Here is a 22,097-nt window from a genome sequence, read left to right on the forward strand (position 1 = left end):
TGCGAGGTTTGCCATGGCTGACTACAAAGCGCCGCTGCGCGATATGCGCTTCGTCCTCAATGAAGTATTCGAAGTCGCCAAACTCTGGGCCGAACTGCCGGCCTTGGCCGAGACTGTCGATGCAGAAACCGTAGAAGCCATTCTCGAAGAAGCCGGCAAGGTCACCAGCAAAAGTATCGCGCCTCTGAGCCGCGCTGCCGACGAAGAAGGCTGCCACTGGAAGGACGGCGCCGTCACCACGCCGGCCGGTTTCCCGCAGGCCTATCAGACTTACGCTGAGGGCGGCTGGGTTGGAGTCGGTGGCGATCCGGCCTACGGCGGCATGGGCATGCCCAAAGCCGTTTCGGCGCAGGTCGAAGAAATGGTCAACTCCGCCAGCCTGTCGTTCGGTCTGTACCCGATGCTGACCGCCGGTGCCTGCCTGTCGATCAACGCCCACGCCAGCGAAGAGCTGAAAGCCGCCTACCTGCCGAACATGTACGCCGGGATCTGGGCCGGTTCCATGTGCCTGACCGAGCCGCACGCCGGCACCGACCTGGGCATCATCCGCACCAAGGCCGAACCGCAGGCCGACGGTTCCTACAAGGTCAGCGGCACCAAGATCTTCATCACCGGCGGTGAGCACGATCTCACCGAGAACATCATCCACCTGGTGCTGGCGAAATTGCCGGACGCCCCGGCTGGTCCGAAAGGCATTTCGCTGTTCCTGGTGCCGAAGTTCATGGTCAATGCCGATGGTAGTCTGGGCGCACGCAATCCGGCGAACTGTGGCTCGATCGAACACAAGATGGGCATCCAGGCATCCGCGACCTGCGTGATGAACTTCGACGAAGCCGTGGGTTATCTGGTCGGCGAGCCGAACAAGGGCCTGGCGGCGATGTTCACCATGATGAACTACGAACGTCTGGGCGTCGGCATTCAAGGCCTGGCCAGCGGCGAGCGCTCTTATCAGAACGCCGTCGAATACGCGCGCGATCGTCTGCAGAGCCGTTCGCCGACCGGCGCGCAGAACAAGGACAAGGTTGCCGACCCGATCATCGTCCACCCTGACGTGCGTCGCATGCTGCTGACCATGAAAGCCTCGAACGAGGGCGGTCGCGCCTTCTCCACTTACGTGGCGATGCAACTCGACACCGCCAAGTTCAGCGAAGACGCCACCACCCGCAAGCGCGCAGAAGATCTGGTCGCGTTGCTGACGCCGGTGGCAAAGGCATTCCTCACTGACCTGGGCCTGGAAACCACCGTTCACGGCCAGCAGATTTTCGGCGGCCACGGCTACATCCGCGAGTGGGGCCAGGAACAACTGGTGCGTGACGTGCGCATCACCCAGATCTACGAAGGCACCAACGGCATTCAGGCACTGGATCTGGTCGGGCGCAAGATCGTCGGCAGCGGCGGCGCGTTCTACAAGCTGTTCGCTGACGAGATCCGCCACTTCACCGCGACCGCCAGCGCTGACCTCGGCGAATTCACCAAGCCGCTGAACGATGCCGTCAGCACCCTCGACGAGTTGACGGCGTGGCTGCTGGATCGGGCAAAAACCAATCCGAACGAAATCGGCGCAGCCTCGGTCGAATATCTGCAAGCGTTCGGCTACACCGCTTATGCCTACATGTGGGCACTGATGGCGAAAGCCGCGCTGGGCAAAGAAGCGCAGGACGATTTCTACGCCAGCAAGCTAGGCACCGCGCGCTTCTATTTCGCCCGCCTGCTGCCGCGTATCCACTCGTTGAGCGCATCGGTGAAGGCGGGCAGCGAGTCGCTGTTCCTGCTGAACGCTGAACAGTTCTGATGATGTAACGTCATGTAAGCATTCTCTTACATGACGTGCTGCTGTTCTCCCATAGGCGTAGATTGGATCCACAGCTAATCTACAACTCATGGACGTCGCGCAGGAAGCGCAAAGCAACAACACGGACACGTAGGATTCTGCCAGGGTGGCGGAGTGAAATGGATGTCAGGGAAACAGTCTGCAAAGCCCCGCTTCGGCGGGGTTTTCTTTTGTCTGAAGAAAAGTTTTCAGGGCAGCGGATCCAGTGGTGGCGCGGCTTTCAGCGGTTTGTCTTCACGCTGAATCACCTCTTCCAGCAACGTGCGCAGCAACGCCAGAGACGCCTGCTGGCGCTGCACATCGCGACACACCAGGCCAACCTGCAGGGGCACCCGTGGCTCGCTCAGCGGCTTCCACAGCAGATCCTGATCGTCGTATTCCCTCTGTGAGCGCCCGGGCAGCACCGTCGCCAGTTTGGTGTGCGGCAAACTGTCGAGAATCCCCAGCATATTGTTCAGCTCGGCCTGCACTTGCGGGCGTCGCCCCAGGCTGGTCAGTTGCGCCTGCCAGATCTGCCGGATCTGAAACTCTTCGCCCAGCAGCAACATCGGCAATTCCGCTGCCTGTCGCATCGAGACCTTCTTGAATTCACGCAGCGGATGATCCGCCGGGATCACCAGCGTCAGCTCATCTTCATACAGCATCACGCCATGCAGCCCGGGTTGTCGCGGTGGCAGGTAGCTGATGCCGATATCCAGCGAGCCGTTGAGCAGGCGGCGCTCGATCTCCAGACCGGTCAGCTCGTAAATCTGCACCACCAGGTGCGGCTGCGCTTTGCGTACCCGCTCGAGCATTTGCGGGACGAGGCTGGTGTGCACGGTTTGCAGTACACCGATCGCCAGGGTGCGCAAGGCCTGGCCCTTGAAATTGCCCAATGCCTCGCGTGCTCGCTGCAGTCCATCAAGCAGTGGTAGCGCGTGGTTGTACAGAGTGTGCGCGGCGAGGGTCGGCAGCAGGCGTTTGCTGCTACGTTCGAACAGGGTGACGTCGAGGTTCTGCTCGAGTTGGCGGATCTGTTGCGAGAGCGCCGGTTGCGAGATCGACAGACGCTCAGCGGCCCGGCCCACATGGCCTTCTTCGTAGACCGCGACGAAATAACGCAGTTGTTTGAAATCCATAAGTAATACTTATCGAAAATGCTGGTAAATCGAAATGGCTCGAAGCCCGCTCTGAGCCTAGTCTAACCGCAATCACAAGGCTTACAGGGCCAGAAAGCGCGATGAATAGCGTTTGCTTCGACAGTGTTTGCATAGGCAGTTCAAAAAACCTCAAACGAGGTTTTTTTCAATGAATCTGTTCAGTTTGCGGCGCCAGGCGCCGAGTCTCGATGACCTCGCGTTCGAGCCCAATCCCGCCGGGGCAGGCGACAGTCTGAATGCCGAGCGCTTGATGCCCAGCGTCGAGCGCCCGCTGCAGGTGTTCGTTCGTGGTCAGGGTTCCTGGCTGTGGGACAGTCATGATCGCGCCTACCTCGACTTCTCTCAGGCCGGCGGTGCCAACAGTCTGGGGCACAGCCCCTCGGCGCTGGTCAAAGCGATTGCCAGTCAGGCTCAGGCACTGATCAATCCCGGCTTCAATCTGCACAATCGCGGCATGCTCAACCTTGCCGAACGTTTGTGTGCCAGTACTTCCAGCGACCAGGCTTACTTGCTCAACAGTGGCAGCGAAGCCTGCGAGGCAGCGATCAAACTGGCGCGCAAATGGGGTCAGCTGCATCGTGGTGGGGCGTCGCGAATCATCGTGGCGAAGCAAGGCTGTCACGGCCGTAGTCTGGCGACGATTTCCGCGTCAGACAGTTGCAACCTGCACAACCGTTTCGCTCCGCTGCTGCCAGGTTTCGATCTGGTGCCATTCAACGACTTGCCGGCGCTGCACGCGGCTGTCGATGCGCAAACCGTGGCGATCATGCTCGAGCCGATTCAGAGCGATGCCGGGGTGATTCCGGCCACTGAGCATTACCTCAAAGGCGTTGAACGGCTGTGCCGCGAACTGGGCATTCTGCTGATCCTCGACGAAGTGCAGACCGGTATCGGCCGCTGCGGCAGTTTGCTCGCCGAGCAGTCCTACGGTGTGCGCGCCGATATTGTCGTACTCGGCAAGGGCCTGGGTGGTGGTGTGCCGCTGGCAGCGCTGCTGGCCCGAGGCAAAGCCTGCTGCTTTGATGCGGGTGAACTGGGCGGCACTCATCACGGCAATGCACTGATGACCGCGGCCGGTCTGGTGGTGCTCGACAGCGTGCAGGACCGGGCATTTCTCGAACAGGTCAAAGACCACGGTCAGCACTTGCGCGAGGGACTTGCGCGCCTGGCGCACCGTTACGGCCATGGCGAACTGCGTGGTCAAGGCCTGTTCTGGGGACTGAGCCTGTCAGAGGATTGCGCCGATGCCGTAGTCAGTGCCGCCCTGCACGAAGGCCTGCTGCTCAACGCGCCGCAAGCCGATTGCCTGCGTTTCACCCCGGCACTCACCGTCAGCAAGGCCAACATCGACGAAATGCTCCTGCGCCTGGCCCGCGCTTTCTCGCGGGTGCGCACCGCGCAACTGCAATGTCGCAAAGGGATTGCCGTCTGAACTGAAGTTTCCTGCCCGATTTCAAGAACCGTCTCGCGGTATAACGCACGCCTCACGCCTGATTCTTTTGGCGTGGGGCGTTTTTTTATGCCCGATAGTGGCGATCAAATGGCGTTTGCACTGAACCCTGACGAACGGCGCAGGTCGATTAGCTTGTATGGCTCATGTGAGCCAACCCCCATTCAGGAGCTGACCCATGGACTTCATTCGTATCATCATCGCCATTCTGTTGCCGCCACTGGGTGTGTTTCTGCAGGTCGGGTTCGGCGGGGCGTTCTGGCTGAACATTCTGCTGACGCTGTGTGGTTATATCCCGGGGATCGTTCATGCGGTGTACATCATCGCCAAGCGCTGAGTTCAGCGGCGCAAGATAAATTGCTATCGCGGGCAAGCCCGCTCCCACAGTGTTTTCGGTAGGTCACACATTTTGTGTACACCAAAGAACCTGTGGGAGCGGGCTTGAACTGGCCTAATGATTTTGGACACCTCAATCGGGCGCTATGATGGCGCCCAAATCTGAGGTGTTTGGATATGCGTAAATCTTATTCAAGTGAGTTCAAACTCAAGGCTGCCAGCATGGTGCTGGACGAGGGGCAGTCGGTTCCCGAGGTCTGTGCCAGTTTGGACATGGGCCCTACGGCCTTGCGCCGCTGGGTCGATCAGGTTCGTAAGGAGCGCTTGGGCTCGACTCCGGTGGGAGCCAAGGCGATTACTGCAGATCAGAGAGAGATTCAGGAACTTAAAGCCTTACTCAGGCAAAGAGACCGGGATATCGAAATCCTAAAAAAAGCCAGTGCTCTCCTGCTTTTGGACGCCAAAGATCACTCTCGTTGATCTGTGAGCTGGGCGAGCAGTATGGCGTTAACGATTGCTGTCGTGTGTTCGGAATAAACCGCAGTAGCTTTTACGCATGGCGTCAGCGCCAAGGCAAAGTGAGCCCTAGGCGAGAGAAGCTCAAGGCCATGCTGGTCAAGCATCACAAGGCGTCGAGAGAGTCCGCGGGCGCTCGTACCTTGGCTAAACAGCTGCAAGCAGGCGGGCATGATGTCGGGCGGTTCATGGCTCGCAGCTTGATGCGAGAAGCAGGCATTGTCAGCCGTCAACGCCGGCGCCATAAGTACAAGTCACCTGGCGTGGAAGCGTTGGTGGCACCGCATGTGCTCAAACGCAAGTTTGATGTTACGGCGGTCAATCAGGTGTGGTGTGGGGACGTGACGTACATCAAAGTCGGCAAGCGCTGGCTGTATTTCGCGGCGGTTCTGGACTTGTTCGCTCGCCGGATTGTGGGCTGGTCATTTTCGATGATCTCCGATGCCACGCTGACCTGCGAAGCCCTGCGGATGGCGATTGAACTACGCGGTCGCCCAAAAGACGTACTGTTTCACTCCGACCAAGGTTGCCAGTACACCAGCCATAAATTCAGAAATGAACTGCTGGAACATGGACTCCGGCAGAGCATGAGCCGTAAAGGCGAATGCTGGGACAACGCTGCGATGGAGCGTTTCTTTGGAAGTTTGAAATCAGAGTGGGTGCCAGAAGCAGGCTACGAATCGGAGCATGAGGCCCGAGCGGATGTGCAGCGCTATGTATCGCGCTACAACATCACCAGGCCACATAGCTACAACGACTATCGGTCACCAGTCGCCAGGGAGAAGTTGGCGGCGTGAAACCTTAATCAGTGTCCAAGATTACTTGACCAGTTCAGCTTGCCCGCGATGGGGACGGCGCTATTTTGAAAGAGGCGCAGTGCTCAGTCCACCAACCCCATCACCCGCCGATAAAACTTCCACTCCTGCTCCAACGCATGCGCCTGATTCACCGCCCGGCGAAAACCATGGCGCTCCTCGGTGTAGTAATGCGCCTCGACCGGGATGCCATTGCGTTCCAGTGCCGTGACCATGTCGCGGGTCTGTTGCGGCACCACCACGGCATCCAGTTCACCCTGAAAGAAGATCACCGGCACCCGGATGTTGTTCGCGTGCAGCAAAGGTGTGCGTGCGGCGTAGCGCTCGACGTCCTGCTGGGGATCGCCGATCAGCCAGTCGAGATAATCGCCTTCGAACTTGTGGGTCGCGCGGGCCAGTGCTACCGGGTCACTGACGCCGTAGAGGCTGGCGCCCGCGCGGAACACCTGGTGAAACGCCAGCGCACACAACGTGGTGTAACCCCCGGCGCTGCCGCCGCGAATAAACGCGCGCTCGCCGTCGATCAGACCTTGTCTGGCCAGATACGCCACCACCGCGCAGGCGTCCTCGACGTCCACCTCGCCCCAGCTCAGATGCAACGCTTGACGGTATTCGCGGCCATAACCGCTGCTGCCGCGGTAGTTGAGGTCGGCGACAGCAAAACCGCGTTGCGTCCAGTACTGAATGCGCGGGTCGAGCATCGGGTAGCAGGCCGAGGTCGGGCCGCCGTGGATGAACACCACTAGTGGTGGCTGCGCTTCCTCGTTCATCGCCGGATAAAAGAAGCCGTGGGCCTCCCCGCTGCCGCTCGGGTAGCGCAAGGTCTGCGGCCGGCTGATGCGCTCCGCCGGCAGTGGCGCAATACCACCGGCCAGCACTTGCACCGAGCGAGTCGAGCGATCAATGGCGATCACCGCCGACGGGCTGATTGGCGAGGCGGCGATGCAATAGATGAATTGCTGATTTAGCGCCAGGTGCCGGAAACGGCTGTAGTCGCCGGTGAAGTCTTCGCCGTTCAGCGCCAGGCGACCAAAACCGCCCTCGGTCCAGCTCGCCACAAACGAATCACCCACCGGCAACCAGGTGCAGCCACCCAGTTGCCAAGGGGCGGGCGCATGATCGGCCTCGGCGCAGGGCAGTCGCTGCAAACCGTCAGACGTTTCGCCCCACGGCTGCCAGAAACCGCCGCGATCGGTCAGGCAGTACAGGCGATTTTCAGTGTCGAATCGCGGTTGCTGGATCGACTCTTCACGCTCGATGCCAGCCACGCATATCGGGGGCGCAAATGCTTCGTCGGTCAGACGCTCAGTCACCATCAAGCGAGTTGAAGTCCATGGCTGATGCGGTCGGCTCCACTCGATCCACGCCAAACGTCGGCCATTCGGGCTGATGGTGGGCGCGGCATAGAAGTCCGCACCTTCAGCCAGCAAATGCCGGGTGCCGTCAGCCAGATCAATGGCGACGAGTCGATGCTGATCTTGCTGCTCCTCAACCGCCAGAACCTGCCCGCAAGCAAAATGCAGATCACCATAACGACACTCGCCTGACGTCAGCGCCTCAGGCGCACCCTGCAACGCCTGCCGATACAACTGCTGATCCGCCTCATTGACGAAAACCACCCCGTCCGGCGTCAGACAAAACGCGCCACCGCCATATTCGTACACCCGGCTACGCACGCTGAAGCCATTCGGCGTCAGACATTTCGCCACGCCGTCGCGCCAGTGCCAGATCCGGCACGCGGCGTCTTCGGGGCGATATTCATTCCAGAATAAACCGTTGGCACCGAGTTGCAGTTCGGCGAAGTCCATTCCGGCGGCGACGGCCTGGGTGGCGCTGAAAGGCTCAGCCCTTGGCGATGAGGCGTGAGTTTCGTTCATTACGGAAGGCCAGTTGTTCGATGGTCTGGGTGGCGGTCTCGGCTTCTTCGCGGGCCTTGAGAATCACGCCGTGATGGTCGGACTTGCTGCACACCGGATCGGCGTTACTCGCGTCCCCCGTGAGCATGAACGCCTGACAGCGGCAGCCGCCGAAGTCCTGTTCCTTTTCGTCGCAGGAGCGGCACGGCTCGGGCATCCAGTCGTATCCGCGAAAGCGGTTGAAGCCGAACGAGTCGTACCAGATGTGCTGCATGCTGTGGTCGCGCACATTGGGAAATTGCACCGGCAGCTGTCGGGCGCCATGACAGGGCAGGGCGGTGCCGTCCGGAGTCACCGTCAGAAAGACGCTGCCCCAGCCGTTCATGCAGGCTTTCGGGCGTTCTTCGTAGTAATCCGGGGTGACGAAAATCAACTTGCAGGGATGTCCTTCGGCTTCCAGTTTGACGCGGTATTCGTTGGTGATGCGTTCGGCGCGCACCAATTGTTCCTTGGTCGGCAGCAGGCCGACACGGTTGAGCTGCGCCCAGCCGTAGAATTGGCAGGTGGCAAGCTCGACGAAGTCCGCTTCGAGCGCGATGCACAGCTCGATAATGCGGTCGATCTTGTCGATGTTGTGCCGATGGGTGACAAAGTTCAGCACCATCGGATAGCCGTAGGCCTTCACCGCGCGAGCCATTTCCAGCTTCTGCGCGAAAGCCTTTTTCGAGCCGGCGAGCAGGTTGTTCACCTGCTCGTCGCTGGCCTGGAAACTGATCTGGATGTGATCGAGACCGGCCTTCTTGAAGTCACTGATCTTCTGCTCGGTCAGGCCGATGCCTGAGGTAATCAGGTTGGTGTAAAAACCCAGCTGCCGCGCTTCACGAATCAGCTCGGCAAGATCCTGGCGCACCAGTGGCTCACCACCGGAAAACCCCAATTGCGCGGCGCCCATCTCCCGCGCTTCGCGGAACACCTTGATCCACTGCTCGGTGCTCAGCTCTTTGCCCTGCTCGGCGAAATCCAGCGGATTGGAGCAGTACGGGCATTGCAGCGGGCAGCGGTAGGTCAGCTCGGCGAGCAGCCACAGCGGCAGGCCGACCTCGGGCCTGGACGGCACATCAGTCAAGGGTGATCCAGTGCTGCGCACGGGCAACCTCCATGAATTGCTCGATGTCTTCACCGAGCTCGGGCACGCCGGGAAACTGCTCGTCGAGTTTGGCGATGATCGCCGCGACATCGCGCTCACCGTCGATCAAACCGCCGATCAGCGCGGCGCTGTCGTTGAGCTTGATCATGCCCTCGGGGTAGAGCAGCACGTGGCCTTTTTGCGCCGGTTCGTACTGGAAACGGTAGCCGGGGCGCCAGGTCGGGATCTTGCTGCGATCGAAACTCATAAGGTGATTCCTTTGTGCCAGACCCGTTGTTCAGTGACGCTGTGGTACGGCGGGCGGTTCAGTTCGTAAGCCATGCTCATGGCATCGAGCATGCTCCAAAGAATGTCCAGTTTGAACTGGAGAATTTCCAGCATGCGCTCCTGACCCTCGCGGGTCTTGTAATGCTCAAGCGTGATCGCCAGACCATGCTCGACATCGCGCCGCGCCTGACCGAGGCGGGTGCGGAAATATTCGTAACCGGCCGGGTCGATCCACGGGTAATGCTGCGGCCAGCTGTCGAGGCGCGACTGGTGGATCTGCGGCGCGAACAGCTCGGTCAACGAGCTGCTGGCGGCTTCCTGCCAACTGGCGCGGCGGGCGAAGTTGACGTAGGCATCGACAGCGAAACGTACGCCGGGCAGCACCAGCTCCTGGGAGCGCAACTGATCCGGATCGAGGCCGACCGCTTGCCCGAGGCGCAGCCAGGCTTCAATCCCGCCGTCTTCACCGGGGGCGCCGTCGTGGTCGAGCAGGCGTTGAATCCACTCGCGACGGATCTCGCGATCCGGGCAATTGGCGAGGATCGCCGCGTCTTTCAGGGGGATGTTCACCTGATAGTAAAAGCGGTTGGCGACCCAGCCCTGAATCTGCTCGCGGGTGGCACGGCCTTCATACATCGCCACGTGATACGGGTGGTAGATGTGGTAGTAGGCGCCTTTGGCGCGCAGGGCGGCTTCGAATTCGCTGGGGGACAGCGGGGTGTCGGTCATTGCGGTTCTCCGGGGAACAACCGTTAAAATCTTGGGTGTCTGGTCGGACGTCATCGCTGGCAAGCCAGCTCCCACAGTTTTTGTGTACGCCACAGAACCCTGTGGGAGCTGGCTTGCCAGCGATGGGGCCATTCGCTACAGCACAATACTCATGCCATCGAACGCCACTTCAACATTACGCCGCGCCAGCTCCGCGCGCTCCGGCGAATCCTCATCGAGAATCGGGTTGGTGTTGTTGATGTGGATAAGCACTTTGCGTTGCTCAGGCAACTGCTCCAGCACTTCGAGCATGCCGCCGGGGCCGTTCTGTGCCAGGTGGCCCATTTCACGACCGGTGCGGGTGCCGACGCCACGGCGCTGCATTTCATCGTCATCCCACAGCGTGCCGTCCACCAGCAGGCAGTCGCTGCCGGCCATGATTTCCAGCAGCGGCGCGTCGACCTTGCCCAGGCCCGGGGCGTAGAACAGTTTGCCGCCGGTGTTGAGGTCTTCGACGATCAGCCCGATGTTGTCGCCCGGGTGCGGGTCGAAACGGTGCGGCGAATACGGCGGTGCGGCGCTGCGCAACGGCAGCGGAGTGAAGCGCAGGTTCGGGCAGGCAGCGACGGTGAAGCTCTGGTCGAGTTCGATGCGGTTCCAGTTCAACCCGCCGTTCCAGTGGGTGAGCATCTTGAACAGCGGGAAACCGGTGCTCAAATCCTCGTGAACCATGTCTGTGCACCAGACCTGATGCGGGCAGCCTTCGCGCAGGCTGAGCAGGCCGGTGGTGTGGTCGATCTGGCTGTCCATCAGGATGATCGCGCTGATGCCGGTGTCACGCAGGGCACGGCCCGGTTGCATCGGGGCGAAGCTCTGCAGCTGCGCGCGGATGTCCGGCGAAGCGTTGCACAGCACCCAGTTCACGCCGTCGTCGGAAATCGCGATGGACGACTGGGTGCGGGCCTTGGCATTCAGGCTGCCGTCGCGAAAGCCTGCGCAATTGACGCAGTTGCAGTTCCACTGCGGAAATCCGCCACCGGCGGCCGAACCCAGAATCTGGACGAACATGAACGCTCCCATCTTTCAACGCTGAAAATAAAACGCCCCGGCGAGCCGAGGCGTTGCACTGCAAGTCTGCGTAGGCAGAACTCAGCGGCTGGCGAAGTACATGGTGACTTCGAAGCCGATACGCAGGTCGGTGTAAGCCGGTTTTGTCCAGGACATGGGTGTCTCCTTCAGGGTGGGTGGGATAGCGCTGTCCATAGTTATAGTCCACGGCAGCGCAGGGATGTTCCAAATAGTTAGGCTGCTATGTTACTCAAAATTTCAACGGTATTGCCCGTGAATCTTTGAGAAAGCTCCTTGCAGCCTTGGTAATGATCATTTTGTCGCTTGCCACGGTGCGCCGGGTGACGGTGCGCTGGCCAGGCAGCACCAGCCGCCCTCGGCGTTGAGCATGCGCTGCGCTGCCGCCAGCAATGCCGAGCGTTGCAGTTGACCAATGGCCGTGTGCAGTTGTGCCAGATAATCCGACGAGTGGCCCGCGAGTTTGGCCTGCCACAGCAACTCGGCGGCGTCTTTTCCGGACAGCTGACGCTCATCGAACTGATCGGCGAGTGACTGGCGTTGCTGGGTGAAATGCACGTCGTCGAGGTTTTCGATCAGCGCAGGAATGTCTTTGAGGAACTGCTGGATATGGCCGAGCAGCTCAACGGGCGCAGTCTCTGGCGACTGCACACCGAACAGCAATCCACTCTGACCATGTACCTGTCGCAAGGCACTGAACACCGCGTAGCCCAATTGCAATTCGACTCGCAGGCGCTGATAGAACGGGGTCTGGCACAGCTGCGCGAGCAGTCGCCAGGCGGCTTCGTCAGCGATTTCGTGGCCTGCGGCCGGGCAGAACAGCAGCAGTGCATGCTCGCTGGAGGCGGTGTCGATGCGGCTCCACAAATGTTGCGTATTGATCGTCGGCACTGTCGGCAGTTGATTGTCCGGTGTACCGGGGATGCGGCTCAGGGCCAGACCCATGGCCGATTGCGTCTGTGCGTTAAGGCCAACGGCCAATCCGTCCCAGCGCGAAGTTGTCCACAGCTGTCTGGCGTCGTTCGACTCGACGGCCGATGGCAGGCAATGTTCAGGCAACGCCTTGAGCAGCTGACGGATTGGTATCAACGGCGCTTCCGGCCCTGCGTTGGCTGAATCGGCGTCAATTTGCGTCAGACATTTCAGCGCGTGTTCCAGGACACCGGGCATCGGCTCCTGCAGTCCCGTCAGTTTCAGCAGCCACTGAGTGCCGCTGGCACTGAACGCGATTTCGACGCCGGCCTGCCGTGCATCTTCCTGAGTTTCCTGCAGACTGCGTTGCAGCTTGCCTTGCAGATCGACGCCAGCCTGCGCTGCGGTTTGCCAACGCAAGTAGATCGCGCCGTGATCAGTGTGGTCCGGCAGCGCCTGACTGAACTGCATCGGTGAACGCTCACGCCGCCCGCGCGAGCGATCCTGAGCGAAAGTGCGCAATCCACGATGGGCGCTGGTCTGGCCGCGGATCAGCCCGGCGTTGGCCAGCGGTTCGCTGGAACCGAGGAATGGGTTGGCGGCAGGCCGATGCCAATGCGCGCTGAAGTTATCCACAACACCGATGTCGCGCAGGATGTGTTTGAGCACAACGACGCCGTTTTCCGACAAGCCGTGTTCAAGCTGTTCGCTGTCGCGGCGCGCCAGTTGCAGTGCGCCACTGACTTGCTGCTGGCGTTCCAGCAATTTGGCGTATTCCTCGCGTAGCGCTGCCCAATCCTGTTGCGCGGCGAAGAAGCTCAACCAGTCCAGCAGCTGTACACGAATGGCGCTGAGGGATTCGGCGGGGGCGGTGAATTGCAGGTGCAGCAACGCTTGCCCGGCGAACTGATACAGCGGCACCGCTTTCAAACCGTCCGCGAGGCGTTGTTGCTGCAAATGGGCGAGCAAACCGCCGGGCTTGGCGCTGTTCAGCCAATGGCAGAGAAACGCCAGCGCTTCGGCGGACGAGTCGGGCAGCGCTTCGAAAGCGAACAACAGATGGCTGCTTCGCTCGCCGACCTGTTGATAACTGTTCACCGCCAAAGGCAGGGTCGCTGCCTGTTCGACCTTATCCCCAACCGGCAGCGCGCCGGCAAACTGCTGCGCCAGTACGCGCAATTCTTCAATGCTCTGCGGTCCGACCAGGCTCAGCGTCATTTGCCCGGTGCGATAAAACTGCTGATGGAAATCCTTCAGCGCCTTTTGAAAGGCTGGTAACTCAACTTTCAGGCTGTCGCGATTCCCCGCATGAAATCCGCGCAGCGGATGTGTGGCCGGCAATCCCTCGTACAGCGCCAGTTCCTGCTGAGCTGTGGGATCTTGCGACCACGCGACAAATTCCGCGTCCAGCACTTCCCGTTCGCGCAATTGATCGTCCGGATTCATACGCGGTTGGGCGAGCATGTCTGACAGACGCTCAAGCCCGGCACTGAAGGCAGAGGTCGGCAGTTCGAAAAAGAAGTCGGTGGTGCGTTCGCGGGTGCTGGCGTTCACTTGGCCACCGTGACTTTGCACGTAGGCCATCAACGCCTGACTCGCAGGAAAACGCTCGGTACCGAGAAACAGCAAATGCTCAAGAAAATGCGCCAGCCCCGGCCACTCGAGTGGCACATCATGGCTACCGGCCGCCACCCGCAACGCAGCGGCGCTGCGCTTCAAGCCGGGCACCTGACGCAGGGTCACGCGCAAGCCGTTGGCCAGGGTTTCAGTGTGGGGGCGAGGGTGAGTCGGCGCAGGCATGGGCACTTCCAGAACAGTGAAGTGCCCATGCTAGCGGATTGCATGGGGTCAGCGCTTGTTCAACGCGTGGTAAAGCTCAGGGCGACGGTCGTTGAGGTAGCGATTGGCGGCGCGGGAATCGGCCATCAATTGCCGATCCAACTCACCGACGATCAACGCTTCATCGAGGCCGGCCTGGGCGATACGGCTGCCGTCCGGCGCAGCGATGCTGCTTTGCCCGCAATAGTGGATCTCGCCTTCCTGTCCGCAGTAGTTGGCGTACGCCACGTAACACTGGTTTTCGAAGGCGCGGGAACGCACGGTGACGTCGGCGACGAAATCGAACGGCATCATGTTCGCCGTCGGTACCAGAATCAGCTCGGCACCGGCCAACGCCAAACGCCGCGCATTCTCCGGAAACTCCAGGTCGTAGCAGATCAGGAAACCGATTTTCCAGCCGTTGAGTTCGACGATGGGAAAGTCATCATCCCCCGGGCTGAACATCGACCGATCCAGATCGCCGAACAGGTGGGTCTTGCGGTAATTGCACAAGCGCTCGCCGTGCGCGTCGATCAACTGCACGGCGTTGTAGATCTGCCCGTCGGCCGTGCGCTCGGGGTACCCGTAAGCGATCGCCAGCCCGGCGGCTTTGGCGATTCGACCGATCTGTTGCGCCCATTCGCCGTTGTAGACCTCGGCCAAGGTGCTGACCGCTTCCTTGCCGATGTTGTAGCCGCTCAGAAACATTTCCGGCAGCACCAGCAGGTCGGCACCCTTGGCCTCCATCGCCAGTTGCTGCAGGCGATGCAGGTTGGCGGCGGGTTCCAGGGGCAGCGGTGGACATTGGTAAAGGGCTACACGCATCGGGGATTCCTCTTACTCGGGCAGGGCGATAGGGCCGATGTCTTTGAACACATCACCCGGGCCCGGGTTCTCTTTATGTGTCGAACCGCCGAAGTGTTTCATGATGCCCCACACCGCGTTGAGTGAAGTCTGCACCGCGCCTTCGACCCACGCCGGTGTCCACGACACATCGTCGCCGGCGATGAAAATCCCGCGCTGCTCCGCTGGCATGTCGTCCTGCATGAAGTGCGCGTACATCCGCTGGTTATAGCGATAATGGCCGGGCAGGGCGCCTTTGAATGCACCGAGGAAGTACGGATCGGCTTCCCACGACACGGTGATCGGATCGCCGATGATCCGCGCGGCGATATCGACTTTCGGGTAAATCTTCTTCAGCGCGTTCAACGCCAGTTCCACACGTTTTTCCACAGGGTGCGGCAGCATCTTCAGTGCGTCGCTCATCCACGAGTACGACAGACAGATCACGCCGGGCTTGTCGTCACCGTTGTCGAACAGATAAGTGCCACGGGTCAGGCGATCGGTGAGGGTCATGCTCATCAGGTCGCGGCCGGTTTCCGGATCCTTGTCCTTCCAGAATGGCCGGTCGACCATCACGAAGGTCTTCGACGACTGCATGTAGCGCGTGCGATCCAGTGCCATCCACATCTTCTGCGAGAACAGGGTTTCGTCGCATTCGATCTGGGTGGTCAGCAGCCAGCTCTGGCAGGTGGTCAGCACGGCGGCGTATTCGCGGGTGTCGCCGTTGTTGTCGGTGACAGCGAAACGGCCGTCCGGCGCGTGGGCGATTTTCTTCACGCCGGAACGCGGCGCGCCACGGTGCAGGGATTTCAGGCTGGTGCCTTGCGGCCAGTGCACGCAGCGCTCCGGCACATGGCGCCAGATGCCTTGCGGCACTTGCTCCACACCGCCCACCACCAGGTGCTGGTGATCGTCGCAGTTGGTCATCACCACGCGGAAGATTTCCAGCATCGAGTTGGGGAAGTCCGAATCCCAGCCGCCCGTGCCGAAACCGACCTGACCGAACACTTCGCGGTGATGAAACGACAGTTTGGCGAAGGCCTTGGAGGTGGCCACGAAGTCGTAGAACGTTCGGTCGTCCCACAGCGGCACGAGTTTGTTCCACAGTTCTTTGAGGCGTGGCACATCGCGGTCACGGATGGCTTGCTGGATATCAGCGAACTGCGAGCCCGCCTCCAGCGCATCCGCCCAGGCGTCAGCCACTTCCTGAAACAGTGCAGGAAGATCCTTCAGGCTCTGTGCGTAATGGGTTTTGCCTTCCAGATCGATCACCGTGCTGCCGGAGGCTGGCGTCAGCGGGTTCGGGAACGGTTTGGTCTCAAGCCCGAGCTTGTCGACGTAGTGGTAGAACGCCGTGGAGGACACCGGGAAACGCATGCCGCCCAGTTCCGCGACGATGCCGTCGGTACCGTTGAACGCCTGCGAACGCAGGCGTCCACCGAGCTTCGAAGCTTCGTATACCACCGGTTTCAGGCCGAGCTTCATCAGCTCGTACGCGGCCACCAGACCAGCGATACCGGCACCGACAATTGCCACTTCAGCGCCATGGTGGTGTTCAGGAATGCTGCCGAGACCGGCCGGGTGTTCGATCCAGTCGTCAAACGCGAACGGAAAGTCCGGGCCGAAAATGGTGACGGGTTTCTTACCGTCTGCAGGATGGCGATTGTTCTTGTTCATGGCTGACCCTGTTGGCGACCCGACGCAAGACGCGCGTCTGAGTATAGGAAAAGATGCCAGCCATTTTAGGGAGCGTAGAACACGTTAATAAGACGCAATGTGTCGTCGTTTTGCCATTTAACTGATCAATATGACGATGGGTGACTGCATACCGACCAGGTGTAGAAGCGAACCTGCTCGCGAAGAGTCCCTCTCAGCCAACACATTTAAACCGGCTGCCCCCGATCGATCTTGCTACTCAAAATGATCGACGTTGTCGTCTTCTCCACCCCATCCACACTGCCAATCTGATCCAGCAACTGATCCAGCTGCTCCGGCGAGTCCGTGCGCAACCACGCCACATAATCAAACTCGCCACTCACCGCACACAACTGCTGCACCTGCGCCATCGCGCTCAACCGGCGCAGCACTTCCTTGCCGGAACGCGGCTGTACCTTGATCCCGACATAGGCCTGCAACCCGCCATCGACCACGCGCTGCCCCAGACGCACGCCATAACCGGTGATCACCTTGGCCTTTTCCAGCCGCGCCAACCGCGAAGTCACGGTGGTGCGGGCAATGCCCAGTTGCCGGGCAAGCATCGCCACGCTTTCGCGGGCGTTGATTTGCAGGGCGGCGATCAGCTGGCGGTCGATTTCGTCGAGGGCGGGGGGGCGGGTGTCTGGCAAGGGGCGGCTCCATGACTGTCGAGTGCGGATGAGTTCGCATGTTACAGGCACTATCGGCGACACGCTGCTGACGATGACTGAGCACGTCACTTATGCGTGGAGGCAATCGTTGCGCCAAAACAAACATCAAATATTTGGTTTGACTTGCCGGGCCTATTTATCAAGAATGCCAACAAGAGCGCGAAATCTGCTGCCTTGCAGGGCTTTAGCGGACGTAGGTACCTCAGCGATGCTGCAACATCGGTGTAAGGTGAGACCTCTTCATCCCATTTCCTGAGGATGCAAATATCAGGATTCAAATATCAAGGGCAGCCAACGGGCTGCCCTTTTCTTTGTCTTCAAGAATGTACCGCTTGTACAAAAGATCGCCTTGGCGGTGCTTGTTCATTGCTCTTGACGGAGCGTGCATGAAATTCCAGAGAACGTGCCCGTTCCGCACATCGACCACGACGAGCATGTCGTTTTTTGCCTCATAGGCGTTGATGAATGCCAATCGGAATCCGCCATTATCATAGAGGACTTTCCATACTTCGAAAGGCCCCGCCAGCGTGTCGATGGCATGTCGAACATAGCGTTCTCGGGAGTCTGGACGTTTCTCGACGATATGGGCCAGTTTGTCTCGCATGACTGCAACGTTTCCAATAGGCGTGAGGATAGTAACGGCCAGTACGGAATCGTCGACGAACCCAAAGTGATTCAGAAGGATTTTGAGAGCACCTTCGGCGTCGTCAGCCCTTTTTACTTCTTCGATTGCGGCTGACCGAATTTCTCTTGGCAATGTTCTTAGATCTGGCAGAGCAAGGTCGATCCAGGTTGGTTGGTCGGCTGCTTCCTTTATCAGTGGCGCAGCATTCACAAGCATAAAAACAATCCTGGACGGGCAGTGGCGTCCGGAGATTACTTGTCTGGGGAAACAGTCAACAAGGCGCGGGGAGGGAAGAAAAAACAGCTTCGGAACTTGCCTACAGACTCCGGGGAAGTCTTCCGAACATTGCGCTCGTAGAAATTGTTCCCCCAACCGATCGCCCAAGAAAAAGCCGCGCATGTAGCGCGGCTTTCAAATGTGGTGGGCCCACACGGACTTGAACCGTGGACCAAAGGATTATGAGTCCTCTGCTCTAACCAACTGAGCTATAGGCCCTCAGTAGGTCGCGGATTATAACGACGGTTTCTCGGCTGTGCTATCCGAATAATCCGATACGGTTACACGAAGAAACGTTGCGGCGAATTCTTCCGGGGGCAGCGGCAGGCTGACGATGTAGCCCTGGATCTGTTCGCAGCCCTCAGCCGCCAGAAATTGTTGTTGCGCCTGGGTTTCCACACCTTCGGCAATCACGGTGAATTGCATGCTCCGGCCCAGTGCGATGATCGCCCGCACAATCGCCGCGTCGTGCGGGTCGTCGGGCAGCCCGCGAACAAAAGACTGGTCGATCTTGAGGATGTCCAGCGGCAGGCGTTTCAGGTAACTGAGCGAAGAATAACCGGTACCGAAGTCGTCGATCGCCAGTTGTACACCCAGGTGTTTGAGCTGGTGCAGCACCGCCAAGGCCTCTTCGGCCTGACTCATGATGAAGTTTTCGGTAATTTCCAGTTGCAGTAAATCCGGCTGCAAACGGTTGTCCCTGAGCAGTTGTTCGATACGCCCGAGCAGATTCGGCTGGCGCAGTTGCGCGCCGGCCAGGTTGACCGACAGCGGGCCGAGGCTGTCATAGATCTGATTCCACTCGAACATCTGCCGGCAAGCGGTCTCGAGCACCCAATCACCGATCTGCAAGATCATGCCGTTTTCTTCGGCCAGCGGGATGAAGTGCTCGGGCGGCACTTCGCCGAAGGTCGGGTGGCGCCAGCGGATCAGTGCTTCGGCGCCGACCAGGCGATGGTCGTCGAGGCTGATTTTCGGTTGGTAGTAGAGGAACAACTCTTCGCGTTCGATGGCCCGGCGCAGTTCGTGTTCCAGTGCCACGCGTTCGCTGGCTTGGGCGGTGAGATCGCGGGTGTAGCTTTCGACGCGGTTGCGGCCCTTGGCTTTGGAGCGGTACATCGCGGCGTCGGCGTTTTTCACCAGGGTGGCAACGTCACAGCCATCCCGTGGGTAGAGGCTGGTGCCGATGCTGGCGCTGATGAAAAACTCGTGCTCACCGGCCTGAAACGGTGCGCCAAAGCAGTTGAGCAGTTTGATAGCGATGTTATCGGCATCACTGGCTTGTTGCAGGCCCGGCAGCAGGATAATGAATTCATCCCCGCCGAGTCGGGCGACAGTGTCGATATCGCGCAATTGCTCCTTCAGGCGTACGGCAATGCCTTTGAGCAAGAGGTCGCCAACCGGGTGCCCAAGGCTGTCGTTGATGTGTTTGAAACGGTCGAGATCGAGAAACAGCACGGCGCCCTGACCGCCATTTTCCTGCTGACTGTTCAGCGCGGTGAGCAGGCGACTTTCGAACAGGGTGCGATTCGGCAGGCCGGTGAGTGGGTCGTGGTGCGCTTGATAGTCGAGTTTGGCTTGTGCGTGTTTGAGGCTGGAGATGTCAGCAAACACCGCGACGAAGTGGGTGATGAATTTGTCGCGGTTGCGCACGGCGCTAATGGTCAGCCAGCTCGGGTACAGCTCGCCGTTCTTGCGCCGGTTGGAAATCTCGCCTTGCCAGTGACCCTCGTCGGTCAATTGGTGCCACATCGCCGCGTAAAACGCGCTGTCATGCAGGCCGGAGGCGAGCAGGCGCGGGGTGTGGCCGAGGGCTTCGCTTTCGCTGTAGCCGGTAATTTCGGTGAACGCACGGTTCACCGCGCTGATGTGCTGCTGGGTGTCGGTGATCAGCACGCCCTCGGCGGTGCTCTCGAAAACGGTGGCGGCCTGTTGCAGCTTTTCCTGCATCAGATGGCGTTCGGTGATGTCCCGGGCGATGGTCAGCATGCAGTCTTCTTCGCCGATCGGCAGCGGTCGGCTGGACACTTCGCACAGGCGGATCTGCCCGTCGCTGCGGCGGATATGGCAGGTGAAGTCGCGCACGAAGCCGTCGCGGTGCAACAGGTCGAGCATCTGCTTGCGTTCGTTGAGGTTGACCCAGATCCCCAGGTCCAGCGCCGAGCGATCCACCGACATCGCGCTATTGAATCCGGTGATGCGGCTGAAGCCCTCGTTGACTTCCAGCAGCAGGCCATCGCTCTGACGCGACAGCAGCAAGCCGTCCGGTGAGGCATGAAAAGCCTTGGCGAACTTCTCTTCGGAGGTTTGCAGTTGTTGTTGGGTTTCCTTGAGCTGAGTGATGTCGCGCACCACCACCACCAGCGCTGGAGTGGTGTCGAGGTCGAAGGGTTCGGCGGAGATCAGGCCGGTGAATACCTGGCCGTTGTTGCGGCGAAAGGGCATCTCCAGGTTGCGGATGCTGCCGGCCTGCAAGCGCTGGAGCAGTCCTGGCCCGACCCCGGGAATGCCCCAGATGTTGAGTTCCGTGGCGGTCTGGCCTATGACTTCTTCGGCCTTCAAGCCGATCTGTTCTTCAAAGGCTTCGTTGACCTCCAACAGGCAGCCATCGGACAGCCTCGCGATGACCAGAATGTCCGGGCATTGCTGGAACACTGAAGCGAACTTCTGCTCCGACAGCCGCAATGCTTCTTCTGTACGTTTGGTCTCGCTGATGTCGATCATCAGCCCGCGCATCACCGGCTCATGGCCGTGCTCGATCAGGCTGACAATATCGCGCACCCACAGGCAGCGCCCGTCTGCGGTAATCACCCGATAATCGAGGGTGTGATCGCGCCCTTCGCGCACCGCCTCATCGCAGATGGCCTGGGCACGCGTCAGGTCGGCGGGGTGGATGATATTGCGCCAGAAACCCGGAATCAGCCAGTGCGCCTGTGGATAACCGAGCAGATCCTCGGCATGCGGCGACACATAGCTGTAGGTGAAGTCGCTCATGCGCGCTTCCCAGGCGATGGCCGACAGGCTCTCCACCAGTCCGCGGTAGTGGTATTCGCTGCTGCGCAATTCCTGTTCGAGGTCGACGCGGCGGGCAATTTCCGAACTCAGGCGGCGATTGATGCGAATGACCACGGCCAGGATGATCATCAGCAATAACAGGCCCGGCAGGCCGTAAATCAGCAAATCCGACCAGAATGTCCGATGATCGAGGACATTGCCGACCCAATGTTCCTGAATGCTGCTGATTTCCTCCGGGCTCATGTCCGCCAGGACCTTGTCCAGAATGCCCACCAGCATTTTGTTGTCACGGGGCACGCCCATGGCCAACTGGTAGCGGTACGGGGTTTCGCCGCTTACGTACAAGCCGTCGAGCTTGAGCTGGCGCAGGCTCCAGACGCTGGAGGCGAGATCGCCGACAACCGCATCTACTTCGTCGGTAGCCAGGGCCTGCAAGGCCGAGCTGACATTGGGCATGGCCACCAGATTCAGATCCGGATGGTGGGTGCGCAACAGTTCGTGGGGGGCGTAGTTTTCCACCACGGCGATCTTCAGTCCGTACAGGTCTTCGATTTTGCGCGGTTGCGCGCCGCCGATATGGGCGAGGATCACGATCGGGAAATCGAGATAAGGGCGAGTAAACGACAGATAGTTCTGGCGTTCGGGCGTGGACATGATCCCGGGCAGCAGATCAATCTTGCCGGTTTTCACCTGCGCCAGCACCTCAGTCCAGCTCGACGGCTCGACCGGGGTGAGTTTGACGGCCAGGCGCTGGCGGATCACGTCGATGTAATCAGCGGCCAGGCCTTGATAGCGATTCTGTTCATCGCGGAACTCGAACGGCGGCCACGAGGCGTCGACACCCAGGCGCAAGTCCGGGTGAGCCGCGAGCCAGCTACGTTCTTCATCGGTCAGAGTCAGCGCGTTAGCCGTTGCGGTCCAGATCATCAGTGACAGCAAGAAAAGCACGGGCGCCAGTCTGGGCATAACCGTCTCGTTAGGGCACGGGATTGATTGTTTCGAGTGTAGACGGGGTATGCGGGGGAGGGGCGGTGCGAGGGATTTAATCTGCCGTATAAACAAAACCCCCGGCCTGGGCCGGGGGTTCTGGT

At 60.1% G+C, this 22,097-nt stretch carries 18 protein-coding genes and 1 tRNA gene; 5 read left to right on the forward strand and 14 right to left on the reverse strand.

Features of this window, described 5'->3' with window-relative positions:
- Positions 1-13 precede the first annotated feature (13 nt).
- The gene (locus KVQ82_RS03510) at positions 14-1,792 is read left to right on the forward strand and encodes an acyl-CoA dehydrogenase C-terminal domain-containing protein (protein WP_222018047.1); all 1,779 of its coding nucleotides are present in this window, start codon (positions 14-16) and stop codon (positions 1,790-1,792) included.
- A gap of 227 nt (positions 1,793-2,019) precedes the next feature.
- Here KVQ82_RS03510 and KVQ82_RS03515 read toward each other — a convergent pair whose 3' ends face one another.
- On the reverse strand, positions 2,020-2,949 hold the full coding sequence (locus KVQ82_RS03515; protein ID WP_121187517.1) for a LysR family transcriptional regulator: 930 nt from the start codon (positions 2,947-2,949) through the stop codon (positions 2,020-2,022).
- A 169-nt stretch (positions 2,950-3,118) separates the two neighbouring features.
- Here KVQ82_RS03515 and KVQ82_RS03520 point away from each other — a divergent pair, with 169 nt between their 5' ends.
- The 4 genes from KVQ82_RS03520 (at position 3,119) to KVQ82_RS03530 (ending at position 6,069) form a co-directional block, all read left to right on the forward strand.
- Positions 3,119-4,402, forward strand: a complete 1,284-nt coding sequence (locus KVQ82_RS03520; RefSeq protein ID WP_041069994.1) for an aspartate aminotransferase family protein — start codon at positions 3,119-3,121, stop codon at positions 4,400-4,402.
- A gap of 196 nt (positions 4,403-4,598) precedes the next feature.
- A complete protein-coding gene (locus KVQ82_RS03525; RefSeq protein ID WP_003228885.1) occupies positions 4,599-4,757 on the forward strand; it encodes a YqaE/Pmp3 family membrane protein in 159 nt (52 codons plus the stop codon).
- A gap of 176 nt (positions 4,758-4,933) precedes the next feature.
- Entirely contained in the window at positions 4,934-5,236 is a 303-nt protein-coding gene (locus KVQ82_RS31485; RefSeq protein ID WP_232967021.1) for a transposase, read from the forward strand.
- Positions 5,233-6,069 (forward strand): IS3 family transposase, encoded by an 837-nt coding sequence (locus tag KVQ82_RS03530; RefSeq protein ID WP_260687688.1) that lies wholly within the window; start codon positions 5,233-5,235, stop codon positions 6,067-6,069. Before KVQ82_RS31485 ends, KVQ82_RS03530 begins: the two co-directional genes overlap by 4 nt.
- 83 nt (positions 6,070-6,152) lie before the next feature.
- Here the strand turns inward: KVQ82_RS03530 and KVQ82_RS03535 are convergent, their stop codons facing one another.
- The 13 genes from KVQ82_RS03535 to KVQ82_RS03595 form a co-directional block, all read right to left on the reverse strand.
- Positions 6,153-7,964, reverse strand: a complete 1,812-nt coding sequence (locus KVQ82_RS03535; RefSeq protein ID WP_222018049.1) for a S9 family peptidase — start codon at positions 7,962-7,964, stop codon at positions 6,153-6,155.
- The gene (gene pqqE / locus KVQ82_RS03540; RefSeq protein WP_222018051.1) at positions 7,930-9,090 is read right to left on the reverse strand and encodes a pyrroloquinoline quinone biosynthesis protein PqqE; all 1,161 of its coding nucleotides are present in this window, start codon (positions 9,088-9,090) and stop codon (positions 7,930-7,932) included. Before pqqE ends, KVQ82_RS03535 begins: the two co-directional genes overlap by 35 nt.
- Positions 9,062-9,337 (reverse strand): pyrroloquinoline quinone biosynthesis peptide chaperone PqqD, encoded by a 276-nt coding sequence (pqqD, locus tag KVQ82_RS03545; RefSeq protein WP_222018053.1) that lies wholly within the window; start codon positions 9,335-9,337, stop codon positions 9,062-9,064. The genes pqqE and pqqD overlap by 29 nt, the downstream gene beginning before the upstream one ends.
- The gene (pqqC, locus tag KVQ82_RS03550; RefSeq protein WP_096796665.1) at positions 9,334-10,086 is read right to left on the reverse strand and encodes a pyrroloquinoline-quinone synthase PqqC; all 753 of its coding nucleotides are present in this window, start codon (positions 10,084-10,086) and stop codon (positions 9,334-9,336) included. The genes pqqD and pqqC overlap by 4 nt, the downstream gene beginning before the upstream one ends.
- 135 nt (positions 10,087-10,221) lie before the next feature.
- A complete protein-coding gene (pqqB, locus tag KVQ82_RS03555; protein WP_041070011.1) occupies positions 10,222-11,133 on the reverse strand; it encodes a pyrroloquinoline quinone biosynthesis protein PqqB in 912 nt (303 codons plus the stop codon).
- Between the two features lie 81 nt (positions 11,134-11,214).
- Entirely contained in the window at positions 11,215-11,289 is a 75-nt protein-coding gene (pqqA, locus tag KVQ82_RS03560) for a pyrroloquinoline quinone precursor peptide PqqA (protein WP_003422658.1), read from the reverse strand.
- Positions 11,290-11,445: 156 nt separating this feature from the next.
- Positions 11,446-13,863, reverse strand: coding sequence for a pyrroloquinoline quinone biosynthesis protein PqqF (pqqF, locus tag KVQ82_RS03565; protein WP_222018054.1), 2,418 nt, complete (start codon positions 13,861-13,863; stop codon positions 11,446-11,448).
- 48 nt (positions 13,864-13,911) lie between these two features.
- The gene (locus tag KVQ82_RS03570; RefSeq protein ID WP_222018055.1) at positions 13,912-14,706 is read right to left on the reverse strand and encodes a carbon-nitrogen hydrolase family protein; all 795 of its coding nucleotides are present in this window, start codon (positions 14,704-14,706) and stop codon (positions 13,912-13,914) included.
- Positions 14,707-14,718: 12 nt separating this feature from the next.
- Positions 14,719-16,401 (reverse strand): NAD(P)/FAD-dependent oxidoreductase, encoded by a 1,683-nt coding sequence (locus KVQ82_RS03575; protein WP_047297002.1) that lies wholly within the window; start codon positions 16,399-16,401, stop codon positions 14,719-14,721.
- A 206-nt stretch (positions 16,402-16,607) separates the two neighbouring features.
- Positions 16,608-17,069, reverse strand: coding sequence for an Lrp/AsnC family transcriptional regulator (locus KVQ82_RS03580; protein WP_007966501.1), 462 nt, complete (start codon positions 17,067-17,069; stop codon positions 16,608-16,610).
- Positions 17,070-17,364: 295 nt separating this feature from the next.
- Positions 17,365-17,931 (reverse strand): PBECR2 nuclease fold domain-containing protein, encoded by a 567-nt coding sequence (locus KVQ82_RS03585; RefSeq protein ID WP_222018057.1) that lies wholly within the window; start codon positions 17,929-17,931, stop codon positions 17,365-17,367.
- Positions 17,932-18,133: 202 nt separating this feature from the next.
- Positions 18,134-18,210 (reverse strand) — tRNA-Ile (locus KVQ82_RS03590).
- A gap of 15 nt (positions 18,211-18,225) precedes the next feature.
- Positions 18,226-21,972, reverse strand: a complete 3,747-nt coding sequence (locus KVQ82_RS03595) for a bifunctional diguanylate cyclase/phosphodiesterase (protein ID WP_086793438.1) — start codon at positions 21,970-21,972, stop codon at positions 18,226-18,228.
- Between the last annotated feature and the right edge of the window lie 125 nt (positions 21,973-22,097).

This window comes from Pseudomonas sp. AO-1, assembly GCF_019775695.1.
In the GTDB taxonomy this organism is placed as follows: domain Bacteria; phylum Pseudomonadota; class Gammaproteobacteria; order Pseudomonadales; family Pseudomonadaceae; genus Aquipseudomonas; species Aquipseudomonas parakoreensis.